The sequence below is a fragment of the Streptomyces lanatus genome, from assembly GCF_014655715.1.
In the GTDB taxonomy this organism is placed as follows: Bacteria; Actinomycetota; Actinomycetes; order Streptomycetales; family Streptomycetaceae; genus Streptomyces; species Streptomyces lanatus.
This window is the reverse complement of record NZ_BNBM01000018.1, coordinates 141791-157242: the sequence shown is the minus strand read 5'-3', so window position 1 is coordinate 157242 and position 15452 is coordinate 141791. Positions and strand designations below refer to the sequence as shown.

Here is a 15452-nt window from a genome sequence, read left to right as displayed (position 1 = left end):
CCCGTCTCTGAGGGGTTTTCCTCGACTTGGGTACGCAGTGGGCACGGCGCTCGCCGGCGGGTGGGCGCCGCGCTGAAGTGGCCCACCTTTTGCACGAGGTCGTCCGTACCGAGGCCGACTGCGCGGAACCATTGCCCGGCAGGTGCCGGCATCCATGGACACCATGACCCGGTCAATGCGGCCCTGCGCGTCGGCTGGCGCACGGACCGACTGCGCGCCGCACTCGCCATCCTCGCCTTCACCGCTGCCCTCGCGATGTTCTTCACGCCTTTTCCGGACCGTCGTGATTGCCTGGTCAACCTCATTTTGTCATCCCGTGGCCTGCTCGGACGGATATCCGGAGCGGGCCGTATTAGATTGGTAAAGGAGGGAAGAAGGTGAGAAACCATGCTGAAGTACACCGCTCCAACCATCACCTGCCTGGGGCGAATCGAGGAACTGACCGGGCAGCTTCGTCGTGGCGTGCCTGACCTCCTCGGTCACGGCAACATTCTGTGACCAGCAATCGGCCCGGCCCCTCACCTGCCACAACTGTCGGTCGGGGAGGGGCCGTCACATCCCGTCGGCACCTGGCGGTGGACTTCGTGGGGTGCTCGGGACATGCCGCACTCGGCACCTCCGGAATCCCCGAGCACATTCCGGCGGAGAAATACTTTTCGCTTCAATGGTTGAGTCCTGGATCTCCCGGGATTTCGCCCCGGACCGATAACGGAAGCTGCGTTCTTTTCTCCGGACCCCTGATATCCCGTCCATCATTGGAATTCGTCCAGCGCATGGTCGACGCGACGGCCGACGCGCACTTTCGAACCGTCGCCGGCATCCTCAGGACGCTCCCCGCGGAGCTCTCCGGCTGCGTCGTCACACCGGAGCGGATCCTCGTCTTCCGCGGGCTCTCCAGCCCCGACCAGATCTTCCACCGCAGGACCGGAACGCGTATCTCCTGGTCCTCCGACCCGAGGGACCTGTTCGACGGACGCCTGCCGGACCTCGACCGGGAGAAGCTCTGGCGGAGCTGCCGGGGCGAGGACGTCTTGCTCTACCCGGGGCTCGGGCTGCTGCGGCCGGGGCAGTTCACCGCTTTCGGCCCCCGCGCCACCCGGACCGAGACCTACGAACGTGCCGTGCCCCTGGACCTCCCGCACCGCACCACCCTGCGCGACTACGCCCGTCTCACCCACGACCTGCTGCTGGAGGAGACCCGCCCCTGCACCGGCGGCAGGATCGGCATCCTGCTCTCCGGCGGCGTCGACTCGGCCCTCGTCCTGGCCGCACTCACGGAGCACGGCGCCGACGTCACGGCCTACCACATGGGCACGGACGACCCGGCCGCCGACGAGTCCGGCTTCGCCCGCCAGGTGTGCCGGCGCCTGGCCGTCCCCCTGGTGACCGTCCCCCGCGTGACCGACGACGACTACTTCTCCACCACGTGCGACTTCTCGCACCCCTTCAACCACGTCTGGCCGCGCTCCCTGGAGCGCGTCGCCGACCGGATCGCGGCGGACGGCGTGCGCGTCGTTCTGTCGGGCCTGGAGGGTGACACCCTCTTCGGCCCGCTGCGGTACGGGCTGTACGACATCCTCGCGGGCGAGGTGCCGGCGTACGAGAAGTGGCGGATGCTGCGCGGACTGCTCGGCACCCGCTGGGAGCTGAGCCGCATTCTGCGCAGTGCCCGGCCCTCGTACTCCCTGTACGCCGACCCGCAGGCGCTCGCCGAGGTCGAACTCGGCAGCGACTTCCTCGTCCCGGTGCAGGGCGCAGCCCCCGAACCGTACGACCTGGACTTCGCGCCCCAGGAACACACGCTGAACCTCGCTCTGTGGCGCCCGCGCGGCATCCACCTCGCCAAACCGCTCGGCGGCCGGTCGCTGCGCCGCCTCGCGGCCGGGCTGCCCGACGCCTACCGGCTGATCCCGCACGCGGGGCGCACCATCGACAAGCCCGTCCTGCGACTGGCCGCCGCCGATCTGCTGCCGCCCGACATCTGGCGTCACTACGGGCGGACCTGGCTGGGCTCGCCCGACGAGACCTGGTGCCTCAGCCACCCGGGGGCGCTCGCCCGGATCCTGGGCGACCCCGACGCCCGGCTGACCGCGCTGGGCGTCGTCGATCCGCGGCGCCTCGACGAGGTGCTCGGGGACCCGGGGGCACTGCGCCGCAACGCCGAGAACCTGCTCTGTTCCGCGATGGTCGAGCTCTTCCTGCGCGATCTCGAAGCACACCTGAGCCGCCGCCCCCGTACCTCGGCGGCGGACGACCGGAGGTGACCGCCATGCCCCTGCTCCGGCTCACCGAGCAGACCGCCTTCGACCCCGCCGACGGCACCGGCGTGCTGCTCGACGGTGCCGAGGGCGCCTATTACGAGCTGAACCCCGTGGCCACCCTCATGCTGCAGGCCGCACTCCGGTACGACACCACCGAGGAGGCCGTACGACACCTTGGCGAGCGCATCGATGCCACCGACACCATGCTCCGCGACGGCCTCGCCACCCTCACCGGCCGGCTCACCGAGAACCACCTCGCCGAGCCCGGCACCGACCCGACCGCGGCGCCATGAACGACCCCGCCGCCGACTGGGAGTTCCTCCTCCGGGACCCCGAGCCCGACCCGCCGCCCCGCCCGCCCCGCCGGGCACGGCTGCTCGCCGCCGCCCGCACCGTCCGCGCCGCGCGCCTGCTGCGGCGGCGCGGCTGGCCCGACGCCCAGCGATATCTGCGCACCCTGCGGCCCGCGTGCCCGCCCCGGTGGGAGCCCGCGGAGGCGGTCCGGCTCGCCCGCCGCGAGGTGCTGCCCTGCCTGACCTGGCTGCGGCTGGCCGACCCCGACGCGTTGTGCCTGCCCCGCTCGTACGCGCTCGTCACCTACCTCACCACGCTCGGACTGCCCGCCGAGGTCGTCGTGGCCCGGCAGCGCTCGTCGATCGGCGGCCGCTTCGCCTTCCACGCCTGGGCGGAGCTGTACGACGAGGTGCTGGGCGACATCCCGGGACTGCGGACCGGCTTCGCCGTGCTGCAGCGCGTCGGCTCCGAGCAGGTGGGGAGAGCGGGGGAGGAAAGCGGGGCGGGGAGTGAGGCCGGGAGTCCGAGGGCCATGGGGTCCCCGGGGAGCGCCGTATGAAGCACGCACAGGACGACCCTCGGGACCACCCACTGCACTCACCGACCGGACCGACCAGCCCCGGCCGCCGCCGTACGGGCCCGCAGGAGGTCCGGCGCGTCCTGCGCGGCCAGGGCCGCAGGATCTCCCTGGCCGTCGCGCTGGCCGCGGCCGGCTCCGCGCTCGCCCTGGCACAGCCCTTGGTGGTCAGGCGGGTCATCGAGGCGGCGGGCGCCGGCCTCGCGACGGGTGGTGCCATCGGCCTGCTGGTCGTGCTCTTCCTCGCGCAGGCCGCCGTCCAGGCGGTGGCGCGCTATGTGCTCACCCGCACCGGAGAAGGCGTCGTCCTGGGCCTGCGCCTGGACCTCATCGCCCACCTGCTGCGGCTGCCCATGCGTACGTACGACCGCAGCCGCACCGGCGATCTCATCGCCAGGACCGCCGCCGACAGCACCGCGCTGCGGCTGCTGGTCTCCGAGGGTTTCACGGACGCGGTCACCGGCCTCGTCGGGCTCGTCGGCGTCGTGATTCTGATGGTGTGGCTCGACTGGGTGCTGTTCCTGATCGTGCTGGCCGTGATCGCGGTCGGCTCGGTGGCGGTGGCGTCGGTGCTGCGCGGTATCGAGCGGGCCTCACTCCATGCCCAGCAGGCCACCGGGGCGATGACCGCCGAACTGGAGCGCGCGCTGGGCGCCATCCGGACCGTGCGCGCCAGCCGCGCCGAGGAGCGCGAGACGCGGCGGATCGGGGCCGAGGCCCGGTCGGCGTACCGCCAGAGCGTCCGGGTCGGAGCGATGGACGCGGTGGTCGCCCCCGCGATCACCCTCACCATCAACGGCTCGTTCCTCCTGGTGCTGCTGATCGGCGGCATCCGGGTCGCCGGCGAGGACGGCTCGGTCGCCGACCTCGCCGCGTTCCTCCTCTACATGCTCTATCTGATGTCCCCGGTCGCCGCCGTCTTCCAGGCGCTGAGCACCATGCGGCAGGGCCTCGGCGCGCTGCGGCGCATCAGCGAGGTCCTCGACCTGCCCGGCGAACCGGGACCCGAACCCGAGCGCCGGCCCGCGAGACCGGCCCACGACGTCCCCGTGCTGGAATTCCAGGACGTCCGCTTCCGCTACGAGCCGGGCCGCCCCGTGCTCCGCGGGGTCTCCTTCACGGTTCCGCGGCGCGGCCACGTCGCCCTGATCGGCAGTTCCGGCGCCGGCAAGTCCACCGTCTTCGCACTCGCGGAGCGCTTCTACGACCCCGACGCCGGCCGTGTCCTGTTCGAGGGCCGGGACATCCGCACCCTGGGCCCGGCCGAACACCGCGCACGGATCGGCCTGGTGGAGCAGCACGCGCCCGTGCTGTACGGCACGCTGCGCGAGAACCTCCTGTACGCCGCCCCCTGCGCGGACCCGGCCGAACTGGACCGGGTCGTAGGACTGGCGCAGCTCTCCGACGTGGTGGCCCGTTCACCGTACGGACTGGACACGCCGGCCGGTGAACACGGCATGGCCCTGTCCGGCGGCGAACGCCAGCGCGTGGCCCTCGCCCGCTCGCTGCTCACCCACCCTTCCCTCCTCCTCCTCGACGAGCCGACGGCCCACCTGGACGCGCTCAACGAGGCCGCCCTGCGCCGCTCGATCCGACGGATCACCCACGAGTGCGCCCTGCTGGTCATCGCCCACCGGTACTCCACGATCCGCGCCGCCGACCTCGTCGTGGTCCTCGACGGCGGCAGGGTCGTCGCCACCGGCACCCACGACGAACTCCTGCGCACCAGCGAGCACTACCGCTTCCTGGCACGGGCCCAGGGGACGGGGGACGTCCTTTCCGGGTAGCGGCAGTTCGTGCCAACCGGTGTCACTCGGTGAGTCCGGCCTTCTTGCAAGCGGACGCGATCTCCGGGATGCAGATCTGCTCGGTCGTGTACACGCCGTCCTCGACCACGGTGGCCTTGATGTCGTCGACGGTCACCGGGACGGGGTCGAGCAGGACGGCGGGGATGTCCTTGGTGGTGGCCGTGTCGACCGTGGTGTCGGCGATCCTGTCGAGCTTCTCGCCGCGGCCCAGGGCGACGGCCATCTCCGCGGCCGCGTCGGCCTCGGCCTTGAAGGGCTTGTAGACGCTCATGTACTGCTCGCCCGTGATGATGCGCCGCACGGCCGCGAGGTCGGCGTCCTGGCCGGTGACAGGGGGCAGCGGGTCGATGCCGGCGGCCTTGAGGGCGGAGATGACGCCGGTGGCGAGACCGTCGTTGGCGGCGTAGACGCCGTCGATGCTGTCGGCGCCCAGGGCGGCGATGGCGCCGTCCATGTTGGTGTGGGCCGTCTCCTGGCTCCAGCCCGGAGTGTCGTACGTCTTGCCGATCCTGACCTTGCCTTCCAGAACGGACCGCGCGCCCTTCTCGAAGGCAAGGTGGGTCGGGGAGGTCTGGGGCCCGTTCATCATGACGATCTGGCCGCCCTCCGCCTTGTCTCCCAGGGCCTTGAGGAGCGCCTCGCCCTGGACCCTGCCGACCTGTTCGTTGTCGAAGGAGACGTGGGCCGCGATCGGGCCCTCGACGAGGCCGTCGTAGGCGACGACCGGGATGCCCGCGTCGTGTGCCCTCTCGACCGAGGAACGGAGTGATCTGAAGTTCACAGCGCTGAGGAGCAGGACCCTGACGTCCTTGTCGATCAAGGTCTCTACCTGTTGCTGCTGCGTGGCCACATCCCCCTCGGCGTTGGCGTACTCCGTCGCGCAGTCCGCGCACAGCTCCTTGATCTTCTTCTCGATCAGGGGCTTGTCGAACGCCTCCCAGCGAGTCTGGACGTTCTGACTGAGCAGCAGACCGATCGCGAAGCCGCCCTCGCCGGGCGCGGTCCCACCCGAGCCGGCGGATTCCCCTCCCTGTCCGCAGGCCACCAGGGACACGGCCATGGCCGGCGACAACACGGCGGCGATGGCCGTACGCCTCCGGCACGCACTCATGGGGTGCTCCCTCGATCGTCCGAGAACCCCCTGACCATCGACGTTGGCCACTCACTGTCAGGATAGGCCGGGTGGTGCGGAACGGTTGATATGCGGGCAAACAGTGGCGATGGCGGTGAACGCGGTGGCGGCGTTTCGGAATGGGGGCACCGTGTCGCCCGAGGGCGGGCGATAAACACGCGTGGTGCCCATGACACTCGAGTTCTCCGACCTGCTGCGGTTGCTCGACGAACGGTCGACCTCCTTCCGTGCCGCGATCGCCGCCGCGCCCGACCTCGACGTGCAGGTGCCGACCTGCCCCGAGTGGACGCTGTTCGATCTGGTGCAGCACCTGGGCCGGGGGACCGCTTCTGGGCCGCTGCCGAGCGCGCGAGGCCCTGCCGGCCTGGTCGGCCGCGTCGACGCGGCTGCTGCTGGGCGCGCTGCGGGAGGAGGGCCCGGATCGCGGTTGCCGGACGTGGTGGGGTACGTCGCAGTCGCCGCGGAACGCCGGCGGCGTCGCCCGGCACCGGGTCCAGGAGACCGTGGTGCACACCTACGACGCCCAGGTCGTCCTGGGTGCCCCGCAGCCCCTGCCGGACGAGGTGGCACTCGACGGTGTCGACGAGTTCCTGTCCACCTGCGTCGCGACGACGACCGCCTGGCCGCACAGGCCCACGGCCTTCGACTTCCACGCCACCGAGGGCCGCTCCCGGCGCCGCACCGTCGACGGAAACGGCACACGGTCCACCCTCCTGCCCGCCACCCCTACCGCCGAGCGCCCGGACACGGCCAGCGCCTCGGTCTGAACAGGGAAGACTCCTTCGCCTTCTCCTCCCGGGCGAACACACAGGTGGTGAGCGTCCCGTCGAAGCCGTTCGCGCGCAGCTCGCGGAAGAGTTCGTCGAAGTCGACCTCGCCCATGTTGAGGTGCTGGTGGATGCGGGCGGTGGTGCCGGCGGGTTGAGGATGTAGCGGTTCGCAGCGGCGGGCGGCACCGTCGTCCCCAGTCTGGCGGGGCTGGCCCAGTTCCAACGAAACGGGCGGGCCACGGCATTGTGGTGATGGTCGCGGCGACCAGCAGGCGTATCCGGCGGGCGAGTGCGTCGCGTCGGGCCGCGCGTCAGCAAGTCGCCCTTTGCGTACGTGACTTGCGTACCGTTTGCTGACTATGTGGCCCAGCTCATGGAAAATGCGTCTCGCCATTGCGCATTCGCGCGACTTGGGGCACGGAGCCCCCCAGAATGGTCTAGTCAACAAGTAAACCCCCGGTCGCTGACCTGGGGTTTTTCTCTGGAGCGGGTGACGAGAATCGAACTCGCGCTCTCAGCTTGGGAAGCTGATGTTCTACCATTAAACTACACCCGCGTAAGACGCCCGCTCCGTGATGATCCGGAGGCGGTGTCCGAACGCTTCGTCACTCTACCCCATCACCGGCGCCGGGCGCTGACGCCATGGAGGCGGGGGTCGATTCAGGGGTGGGATCCGGCTGCGGGGGGCCGGAGTTGGGGCGTACGGTGGAGGGGTGGGAGAGGGTCCGGGTGGGGCGGAGTGCCGCCTGGAGGGCCGTCCCTTTGATCCCGTAATGTGGCCTCTCGTCGTCAGGCAGGCAGCAGCCAGACGCGGCTCTTGGGGAAGGGACTCTTGGACTTGATGGAGCGCACCGTCGTCCGTTGTGCCGATGGGCACGTGTTCAGCACCGCTTCGTTCCCGATGCAGCAGGCCGAGCGCCTCGGCCCCGGCCGGCTCGTCCGGTGTCCTCGGTGTGCCCGGCTCCGCAGTGTGGTGCCGGTGCAGTTCGAGAAGCGGTAGCGGTAGCAGTAGTAGCGGAACAGGGGCGCGTGGGCCGTGCGATTGTCGTCGGTCCGCGCGCCTTGCGTATCCTCGGGGCGTGCTTCTCTCAGACAAGGACATCCGGGCCGAGATCGACGCCGGGCGGGTACGGATCGATCCCTATGACCAGACCATGGTGCAGCCGTCGAGTGTCGACGTGCGGCTGGACCGGTACTTCCGGGTGTTCGAGAACCACCGGTACCCGCACATCGACCCCTCGGTCGAGCAGGTTGACCTCACTCGGCTCGTCGAGCCCGAGGGCGATGAGCCGTTCATCCTGCATCCCGGGGAGTTCGTGCTCGCCTCCACGTACGAGGTGATCTCCCTTCCCGATGATCTGGCCTCCCGGCTCGAAGGGAAGTCCTCGCTCGGGCGGCTCGGGCTCGTCACCCACTCCACCGCCGGGTTCATCGACCCGGGGTTCAGCGGGCACGTCACCCTTGAGCTGTCCAACCTCGCCACGCTCCCCATCAAGCTCTGGCCCGGCATGAAGATCGGCCAGCTGTGCATGTTCCGGCTCTCCTCGCCGGCCGAGTTCCCGTACGGCAGTGAGCGGTACGGATCCCGGTACCAGGGGCAGCGCGGGCCCACCGCCTCCCGGTCCTTCCAGAACTTCCATCGGACCCAGGTATGACGGACAACCGCGAGAACCTCACCTACGAGCGGTTCGGCGTCGCCATCCGTGAGCTTGCTCAGACCATCGCCGACGACGGGTTCGAGCCCGACATCGTGCTCAGCATCGCCCGGGGCGGGGTCTTCGTCGCCGGCGGGCTCGCCTACGCCCTTGACTGCAAGAATCTGCATCTGGTGAACGTCGAGTTCTATACGGGTGTGGGCACGACGCTTGAAATGCCCGTCATGCTCGCTCCCGTCCCCAACGCCATCGACTTCACCGACAAGAAGGTGCTGATCGCCGACGACGTCGCCGACACAGGCAAGACGCTCAAGCTCGTCCACGACTTCTGCCTCGACCATGTCGCCGAGGTGCGGTCCGCCGTGATCTATGAGAAGTCCCACTCCCTCGTGAAGTGCGAGTACGTGTGGAAGCGGACCGATGAGTGGATCAACTTTCCGTGGAGTGTCCTGCCTCCTGTCGTCCGGCGGGACGGGCAAGTCCTCGACGCCTGAGACACGTCGATAAAACAGGCCCCCGGCTTTCTCGCCGGGGGCCTTTCTCCTACCCGTCTGCCTAGAACGTGCCCAGCTTCACGATCGACAGCAGTGCGATCAGCTGGATCGAGCTCGCGCCCAGGGCCTTGGGCCACGGCAGGTCGTGGGACTTGGAGACCATCAGGGTGAGGAGGGCGCCGCCCGCCACCCAGGTGGCCCAGCCGAGGATCTGGACGAAGGTCGCGTCGCCGCCGGCGAACATGGCGCAGACCAGGCGGGGGGCGTCGGTCAGGGACATGATCAGCATGGAGAGGCCGACCGTGGGCTGCCAGGCGCCGTCGCCGCCGAGCTGGCGGGCCAGGCTGTGGGTCACCACGCCCAGGACGAAGGAGGACACCACCATCGCGATCGCTGTTACCGCGACGATCGGGACCGCGTTCGAGAGGGTCGCGTTGATCGCGTCCTCTCGTGCCGTGTCGAAGCCGAAGACGGCCAGGAGGCCGTAGAGGAACGTCACGATCAGGGCCGGGCCCCACATCGTGTAGTCCCGCATCTGCAGATACGTCTGGGTGGGGGAGAGGACGACGCCGCGCAGCAGGGGCTTCCAGTGCAGGCGGGGGCCGATCGGGCCGGCCGGGGCCGCGCCCGCCTGGTAGGTGCCGCCCTGGTTGTAGGGGTCGTCGTTGACCGAGAACGCCTGGGTGTGACCCGGGTTGTTCGCCGCGTACGGGTCGTGCGGGGGGTTGTGCGGATAGCCGCCGTCGTCGCCGAAGTACTCCGGCTCGCCGTGGCCCCCGTGACCGCCCTGCTGACCGTGGCCGCCGTAACCGCCGTGGCCACCGCCGCCGTTCGCCTGCGGCCAGCCGCCGCCGCCCCCGCCGCCCGGCTGCGGCGGCGGGGGATAGCCGTACGACGGTCCCTGGGGCGCCTGCTGCCCGTACGGAGGTTGTTGGGGGCGCGTTTGCGGGGTGCCGTTGTTCCGGCTGCCCCGTCCGATCCTGAATCCAGCCACGTCTTCGAACGTACCTGGTCCCGGGGAATCGCGTGCCGGGCCCCGGCATTCGGGCCCCCCATTGCTGCCGAGCTGTGACATCCCCTAGGGGCAGATATACGCCCTACCTAGGGGGTGGTCAGCCCAGCATCACCTGGCCCAGCCGCAGGTACCCCGTCGGCAGGCCCAGCGAGCCGGGGCCGAAGCTGGTCGCCTTGGTCGTCGTCACGCCAGTGGCCGCGCCGCGCAGGCTGTAGATGGCGCCCGCCGGGTGGTTCTCGCCGTCCGCGCCGATGGAGAGGTCGGCCCGGCCGTCGCCGGTCAGGTCGGAGAGGCGTACCGAGGCGCCGAAGCGGTCGGCGGACTCGGCGGTGCCGGGGACGCCGGACGTGTTCTGGGTGAAGGACTGGGCGCCGGTGGCTGTCAGGCCGGTGGCGGAGCCGCGGAGCACCGTCACGCTGCCCGCGATCTTCGCCGTGCCGATCGTCTCGTGCAGGGTGCCCACCGCCACGTCCGCGTAGCCGTCGCGGTTGATGTCGGCGATGGAGAGGGCGTTGCCGAACCAGTCGCCTTCTTCGTCCGAGCCCGGGACGCCGGGGGTGTCCTGGGTGATCGTGGTCTGGGGGCGGGTGCGCAGGCCGTCGGCGCTGCCGAGGTAGGCGTTGAGGGAGCCGCCGAGGCTCGTCGTGCCGTCGTCGCCGTACGTCGAGGTGACCACGTCGGCGTAGCCGTCGCCGTTGAGGTCGCCGACCGCGGCCAGCTCGTAGGCGCCGTTCTTGATGAAGGTCTTGCGGGCGAGGCCGGAGGCGGCGCCCTGGTAGACGAAGGTGCCGTTGTCGTATGTCTCCGCCTGCGTGCCGCTGACGATCAGGTCGGCGATGGCGTCGCCGTTCACATCGCCGGCGGCCAGGTGCTGGGAGCCGTAGATGGCGCCGGTGTACAGGTCGGTGGCGACCTTGTAGCGGGACGCGGCGCCGGAGGCCTTGAGGAAGCCGCCCTTGTGGATCCAGATGTCGCTGCCGGTACTGCCGACGGCGAGGTCCGCCTTGCCGTCCCCGCTGAAGTCGCCGACGGTCAGGGACATGCCGTACTCGTCATGGGCCGAGGTCGCCGGGTCGGGGACGACCTGGCCGCCGGAGAGGCCGTTCTTGCCGCCCCAGACGATCACTACGGCACCCGCGCCGGCGTTCTCGCCCGTGGAGCCGACCACGAGGTCGGCGTATCCGTCCCGGTTGAGGTCGCCGGAGGTGAGGGCCCGGCCGAACTTGTCGCCCTGCTCGGCGGTGCCGGGGATGCCGGCCGTGTTCTGGGTGATGACGGTGCGGCGGGCGGCGCTGATGCCGTTCGCGGAGCCGTAGTTGACGACGACCGCGCCCGCGTCGGTCTTGCCGCCGACCGGGGTGTACGGGGCGGCGGTGGCGAGGTCGCGGTAGCCGTCGCCGTTGAAGTCGTCGGCGTACTTGGCGGGGGCCGCGGTGGCGGGGGTGGGGGTGAGGAGCGTGAGCGTCGCGGCGACGGTCGCCGTCGCGAGGGCCAGGGCGGGGAGGCGGGCCATGTGGGGTCTCCTGCGGGTGGTGGACGGCCGGGCCCGTGGAGGGACGGGCCCGGCCGGATGTCGCGTACGGCGGCTCAGTCGGCGAAGTTCGCGCCGAAGTACGGCGAGCCCGTCGTCGAGACGCCCGAGGTGCTCGGGGCGATGGTGCGGGAGCCGGTGGTGGTGATCTTCGACCCGTTGGACGGCAGGTAGGTGACGCCGCCGTTGCCGTCGTTCTCGGCGGAGCCGGCGATCAGATCGGCCTTGCCGTCGCCGCTCACGTCGTCCAGCTTGACGTCGATGCCGAACATGTCGTTGTTCTCGTCGTTGCCGGGGACGCCCGCGGTGCTCTGCGCGAGGGACTGCGCGCCCGAGGTGGTGTTCAGGCCGTTCGGGCCGCCGTACAGGATCGTGACGGCTCCGGTGTTCACCGCGCTGCCGAAGTCCTCGCCCGCGACTCCGATGGCGAGGTCGAGGTAGTGGTCGCCGTTGATGTCGCCGAGGTCGAGCTCGTAGCCGAACATGTCGTTGGTCTCGGAGCCGCCGGGGACGTTGCCGGTGTCCTGGGTGATGCCGGTGGCCGTGCCGGGGCCGGAGGCGGTGCCGTACGTCACCCAGACCTTGCCGCCCTTGGCGGAGTCGGGGACGGAGGTGCCGTCGGAGGCGGTGGCGTTCCAGGCGGCGCCGCTGACGATGTCGCCGTAGCCGTCGTTGTCGATGTCGCCGATGGCGGTGATCACGCCGGGCTTGATCGTGCGGATGTTGGCCGTGGACAGGCCGGTGGAGGAGCCGGGGACGTAGTAGTTCCGGTTCCAGCCGTACTCGGTCTGGTTCTCGTAGCCGTCGATGACGAGGTCGGTGCGCTTGTCGCCGTTGACGTCGCCTGCGGTGAGGTTCAGGGGGCCGTTCAGTTCCGTGCCGACGATCGGGGGCTTGACGGTGTAACGGCCGCCGGGGGTGCCGGAGCTGGAGAAGCCGCCCTTGAGGACGTACACCGTGGTGTTGTTGCTGCCCACGGCCAGGTCGGCCTTGCCGTCGCCGTCGAAGTCGCCGGCCGCGAGGTTCTTGCCCCAGCGGTCGTGCGCGGTGGGGGCCGGGTCGGCGACCGTGACGCCCTTGCCGGTGATGCCGGAGGCCGAGCCCCAGAAGATGGCCAGGCCGCCGCCGTCGACGTCGCTGCCGGCGTCCTCGCCCTGGGCGCCGACCGCGATGTCGTCGTAGCCGTCGCCGTTGAAGTCGGCGTAGGCGGTGTCGTAGCCGAAGCGGTCGCCGGCCTCGGCGGTGCCGGGGGCGCCGGTGGTGTTCTGGCTGATGGTGTGCCGCTTGGCGGACGAGACGCCGGTGGCCGTGCCGTACAGGACGACGAGCTGGCCGGCCTCCTTCTTGCCGTCGACGTAGGCGCCGTCGGCGGAGAAGGCCACGTCGCCCCTGCCGTCGCCGTTGAAGTCGGCGTGCGGGACGGTGGCCGAGTCGGCGGCGCTCGCCGTGCCGGCGGCGGAGAGGCCGAGCAGACCGCCCGTCAGCGCGGCCGCGGTGGCCGTCGCGAGGGCGAGTCTCAGCTGGTGCTTGTGCATGCGGGTTCTCCTGCTGCATGCGGGGATGCCGGGCGGGCATCCGCAGTTGGTGGGGTGCGACCGCGGGGGTTGGCCGGGAGTTGTCCTCGGGTTCACCTAGCGGTCGGCGATCAGGAGACTCGCGGTGGGGTGGAAGGGTTGTACGTGAGTTCGGTAAATCTGTGGGGCGAGGGTAGAGGGGGGCGCGGGCGCGGTCGGGGGTGTACGGCGAGCAGGTAACCGCGTCCATTTCGTGTGGATTCCGTGACCTCGCCGGGCCTCTCCGCCCCGCCGTGCCATCATCTGGCGCGGCCGGCGTGGACCTGATCAGGGGCGGGCACATGACCATGAAACTCGAGAAGCAGGGCTTCGACGGCACGGTCGCCTGGGACACACCCGGCACCCGCCGTGCCCTCCGCCGCTGGGCGGCGTGGAATCTGGCCAAGTCCCTCGGCTGGGTGGGGCTTTGGAGCGGCGCGCTGTATGTCACGGTCATGCGGTTGCCGGTGACGGCCGTGGTGCCCATGGTGTTCGTGCTGTTCGTGATCGCGCTCGCGGCGATCCGGGCCCTCGGCCGCCTCGCGCAGGGGGCGCGGATCCGGCGCATCCTCGCCGTGTACCCGTGGCGCCGCCAGCACGGCGCCGTCCGGATCGACAAGGGCAGAGCGGTCTTCGTGCTGCCCGACCCCGACGACCCGGAGCGGACGGCGTCGCTGCGGCTGGCGGCCGCGCTGCTCCGGGCCTGGACCCATGAGGCGCTGAAGGACTACGACGAGGAGCTCTGGTACGCGGGCGACCCGCGCTTCGCCTGCGTGGTCGCCAAGCCGGGCCTGCGGGGACTGGACTGCCTCACCCAGCCCACCGCCTACGACACCCGCACCGACCCCCGCCGCAAGGGCCTCAGCCCCGAGGCCCGCCGCCGGGCACGGGCCATCGGGGCGCGGGTCGGGGACTGAGCGGGCCCGGACGACGCGCATACACCTCAGCCGGTCAACCCCGCCCCGAACGCCCCCAGCCCTCAACTCCCCCCCCCAGCCCCCGCTACTTCGCCAGGAACTCCGAGCTGGAAAACGTCACCGACGGCTCCGCCGCCACCAGCCCCTTCTCCGCCCCCGGGTACACCGCGACCGTGTCCTTCGTCTCGCCGGTATACGTCCGTACGACGAGGTCCGCCCGTCCGTCCCCGTCGAAGTCGCCGGTCGATACGACGCGGGTGGTGCCGCGCGCGGGTGGTTCGACGGTCACCATGCCCGTCGTCGCGAGTCCCGCCGTACGGCCGTGGAAGATCCGCAACCGTGAGCCGCTGGAGAGGAGTTCGCTCAGGCCGTCGCCGTCGAAGTCGGCGGCGTCGAGGGTGGAGCCGGGGGAGGGGAGGGTGCCGCGTGCGGGCGTCGTCGTGACGTCGTAGCGCAGGGACGTTTCGCCCATCGTGCCGATCGCCGCGTCCAGGGTCGCCTCGCGTTTGCCGAAGCTGCCGAGGGCCACGTCGATGCCGGCCGGGAGGGCGGCTCCGGTGCGGGTGGGGCCTGCCGGGCCGCCGAGGACGACCGCCGAGGTGCCGGTGCCCTGTGCCGTACGGACCACCAGGTCGTCGTATCCGTCGTCGTTCACGTCGGCCGCCGGGCCCTTGGGGGCGTTGCCGGGTGCCTCGATCGGTGCGCCCGCCGCGCGTGGGGTGCCCTTGCGGCTGAACGGGCCCCGCAGGAAGCTCAGTCGGCCGCCGGACGCGTGCACGACCAGGTCCTGCGCCTCGTCGCCGTCGAAGTCGCCGCACACCGGCTGGTCGGGCCAGTCGTTGCCGACGCGGGCGCGCGCCGGGATCGCCAGCTTGACGGCCTTGCCGGCCAGGCCCTTCGGTGAGCCGAAGAGGATCTGCAACGGCACCGGGGGCGCGCCCTGGCCGTCGTAGGGCGGGTCGGTGGAGACCACCAGGTCGGTGAAGCCGTCGCCGTCGAGGTCGCAGGTCGCCTCCGCGTCGAAGACGGCCGGGAGTTGTCCGTCGGTCGGGGCGGCCTGCCGCTCGGGGCTGAGCAACTGCCGTGCGCCCGGGGCGAGTCCGCGCTCACCGCCGTAGACGATGCCGATCCCCGCGTCGTCCGCGTGGGCCTGTGCCTTGACCAGGTCGTTGAGGACGAGGTCACGGTGGCCGTCGCCGTTGAAGTCGTCGGGTGTCTTGCTGCCCTTCCCCTGCGGTACGGGGAGCAGGGCGGGAGCGTCGGCCACCTGGACGGGGGTGTGCCGGGCGGGCCCGGAAGCGCCGTCGTGCGAGGTGCCGCCGCAGGCCGTCAGGGCGCCGAGGGTGACGAGGGTGCAGGTCAGGGCCGTCGTGCAGATCCCGTATCTTCGCGCGCGCACCGCTCACCTCGTCAGCATCATCGGCAACAACTGGGTAATGATGCAC

At 71.0% G+C, this 15452-nt stretch carries 12 protein-coding genes, 1 tRNA gene and 2 pseudogenes; 8 read left to right on the top strand and 7 right to left on the bottom strand.

Annotated elements, in window-relative coordinates; all coding sequences use genetic code 11:
* Positions 1 to 773: 773 nt before the first annotated feature.
* The 4 genes from IE325_RS36290 to IE325_RS36275 are packed head-to-tail and all read left to right on the top strand — an operon-like array spanning position 774 to position 4919.
* Positions 774 to 2264, top strand: a complete 1491-nt coding sequence (locus IE325_RS36290) for an asparagine synthase-related protein (protein WP_190074404.1) — start codon at positions 774 to 776, stop codon at positions 2262 to 2264.
* Between the two features lie 5 nt (positions 2265 to 2269).
* A complete protein-coding gene (locus tag IE325_RS36285; protein WP_190074403.1) occupies positions 2270 to 2554 on the top strand; it encodes a PqqD family protein in 285 nt (94 codons plus the stop codon).
* The gene (locus tag IE325_RS36280) at positions 2551 to 3114 is read left to right on the top strand and encodes a lasso peptide biosynthesis B2 protein (RefSeq protein WP_190074402.1); all 564 of its coding nucleotides are present in this window, start codon (positions 2551 to 2553) and stop codon (positions 3112 to 3114) included. The genes IE325_RS36285 and IE325_RS36280 overlap by 4 nt, the downstream gene beginning before the upstream one ends.
* The gene (locus tag IE325_RS36275; protein WP_190074401.1) at positions 3111 to 4919 is read left to right on the top strand and encodes an ABC transporter ATP-binding protein; all 1809 of its coding nucleotides are present in this window, start codon (positions 3111 to 3113) and stop codon (positions 4917 to 4919) included. Before IE325_RS36280 ends, IE325_RS36275 begins: the two co-directional genes overlap by 4 nt.
* A gap of 22 nt (positions 4920 to 4941) precedes the next feature.
* On the opposite strand, the gene IE325_RS36270 is transcribed toward IE325_RS36275, so the two are convergent.
* A complete protein-coding gene (locus IE325_RS36270; RefSeq protein WP_190074400.1) occupies positions 4942 to 6051 on the bottom strand; it encodes a sugar ABC transporter substrate-binding protein in 1110 nt (369 codons plus the stop codon).
* A 184-nt stretch (positions 6052 to 6235) separates the two neighbouring features.
* On the opposite strand from IE325_RS36270, the pseudogene IE325_RS36265 reads away from it, so the two are divergent.
* A pseudogene (locus tag IE325_RS36265) lies at positions 6236 to 6833 on the top strand (maleylpyruvate isomerase N-terminal domain-containing protein); the annotation flags it as partial.
* Here IE325_RS36265 and IE325_RS46340 read toward each other — a convergent pair.
* Positions 6799 to 7007 (bottom strand): annotated as a pseudogene (locus IE325_RS46340) (hypothetical protein); the annotation flags it as partial. The pseudogenes IE325_RS36265 and IE325_RS46340 sit on opposite strands and share 35 nt — an antisense overlap.
* 317 nt (positions 7008 to 7324) lie before the next feature.
* Positions 7325 to 7398 (bottom strand) — tRNA-Gly (locus IE325_RS36260).
* A gap of 523 nt (positions 7399 to 7921) precedes the next feature.
* Between IE325_RS36260 and dcd the strand changes: the two genes are divergently transcribed.
* Both dcd and IE325_RS36250 read left to right on the top strand, forming a co-directional pair.
* A complete protein-coding gene (dcd, locus tag IE325_RS36255) occupies positions 7922 to 8497 on the top strand; it encodes a dCTP deaminase (RefSeq protein ID WP_190074399.1) in 576 nt (191 codons plus the stop codon).
* Positions 8494 to 8991: a phosphoribosyltransferase gene (locus IE325_RS36250; RefSeq protein WP_190074398.1), complete on the top strand. Its 498-nt coding sequence runs from the start codon at positions 8494 to 8496 to the stop codon at positions 8989 to 8991. The genes dcd and IE325_RS36250 overlap by 4 nt, the downstream gene beginning before the upstream one ends.
* Positions 8992 to 9052: 61 nt before the next feature.
* On the opposite strand, the gene IE325_RS36245 is transcribed toward IE325_RS36250, so the two are convergent.
* From IE325_RS36245 to IE325_RS36235, 3 genes are all read right to left on the bottom strand, one after another.
* On the bottom strand, positions 9053 to 10066 hold the full coding sequence (locus tag IE325_RS36245) for a Yip1 family protein (protein ID WP_190074397.1): 1014 nt from the start codon (positions 10064 to 10066) through the stop codon (positions 9053 to 9055).
* 37 nt (positions 10067 to 10103) lie between these two features.
* On the bottom strand, positions 10104 to 11519 hold the full coding sequence (locus tag IE325_RS36240; RefSeq protein ID WP_190074396.1) for an FG-GAP repeat domain-containing protein: 1416 nt from the start codon (positions 11517 to 11519) through the stop codon (positions 10104 to 10106).
* Positions 11520 to 11593: 74 nt separating this feature from the next.
* Positions 11594 to 13072 carry a VCBS repeat-containing protein gene (locus tag IE325_RS36235; RefSeq protein ID WP_190074395.1) on the bottom strand — a complete coding sequence of 493 codons (1479 nt, stop codon included), beginning with the start codon at positions 13070 to 13072 and terminating at the stop codon, positions 11594 to 11596.
* Between the two features lie 320 nt (positions 13073 to 13392).
* Here IE325_RS36235 and IE325_RS36230 point away from each other — a divergent pair, with 320 nt between their 5' ends.
* Entirely contained in the window at positions 13393 to 14007 is a 615-nt protein-coding gene (locus IE325_RS36230) for a hypothetical protein (protein ID WP_190074394.1), read from the top strand.
* Positions 14008 to 14092: 85 nt separating this feature from the next.
* Here IE325_RS36230 and IE325_RS36225 read toward each other — a convergent pair whose 3' ends face one another.
* Entirely contained in the window at positions 14093 to 15406 is a 1314-nt protein-coding gene (locus IE325_RS36225) for an FG-GAP repeat domain-containing protein (RefSeq protein WP_229912265.1), read from the bottom strand.
* Between the last annotated feature and the right edge of the window lie 46 nt (positions 15407 to 15452).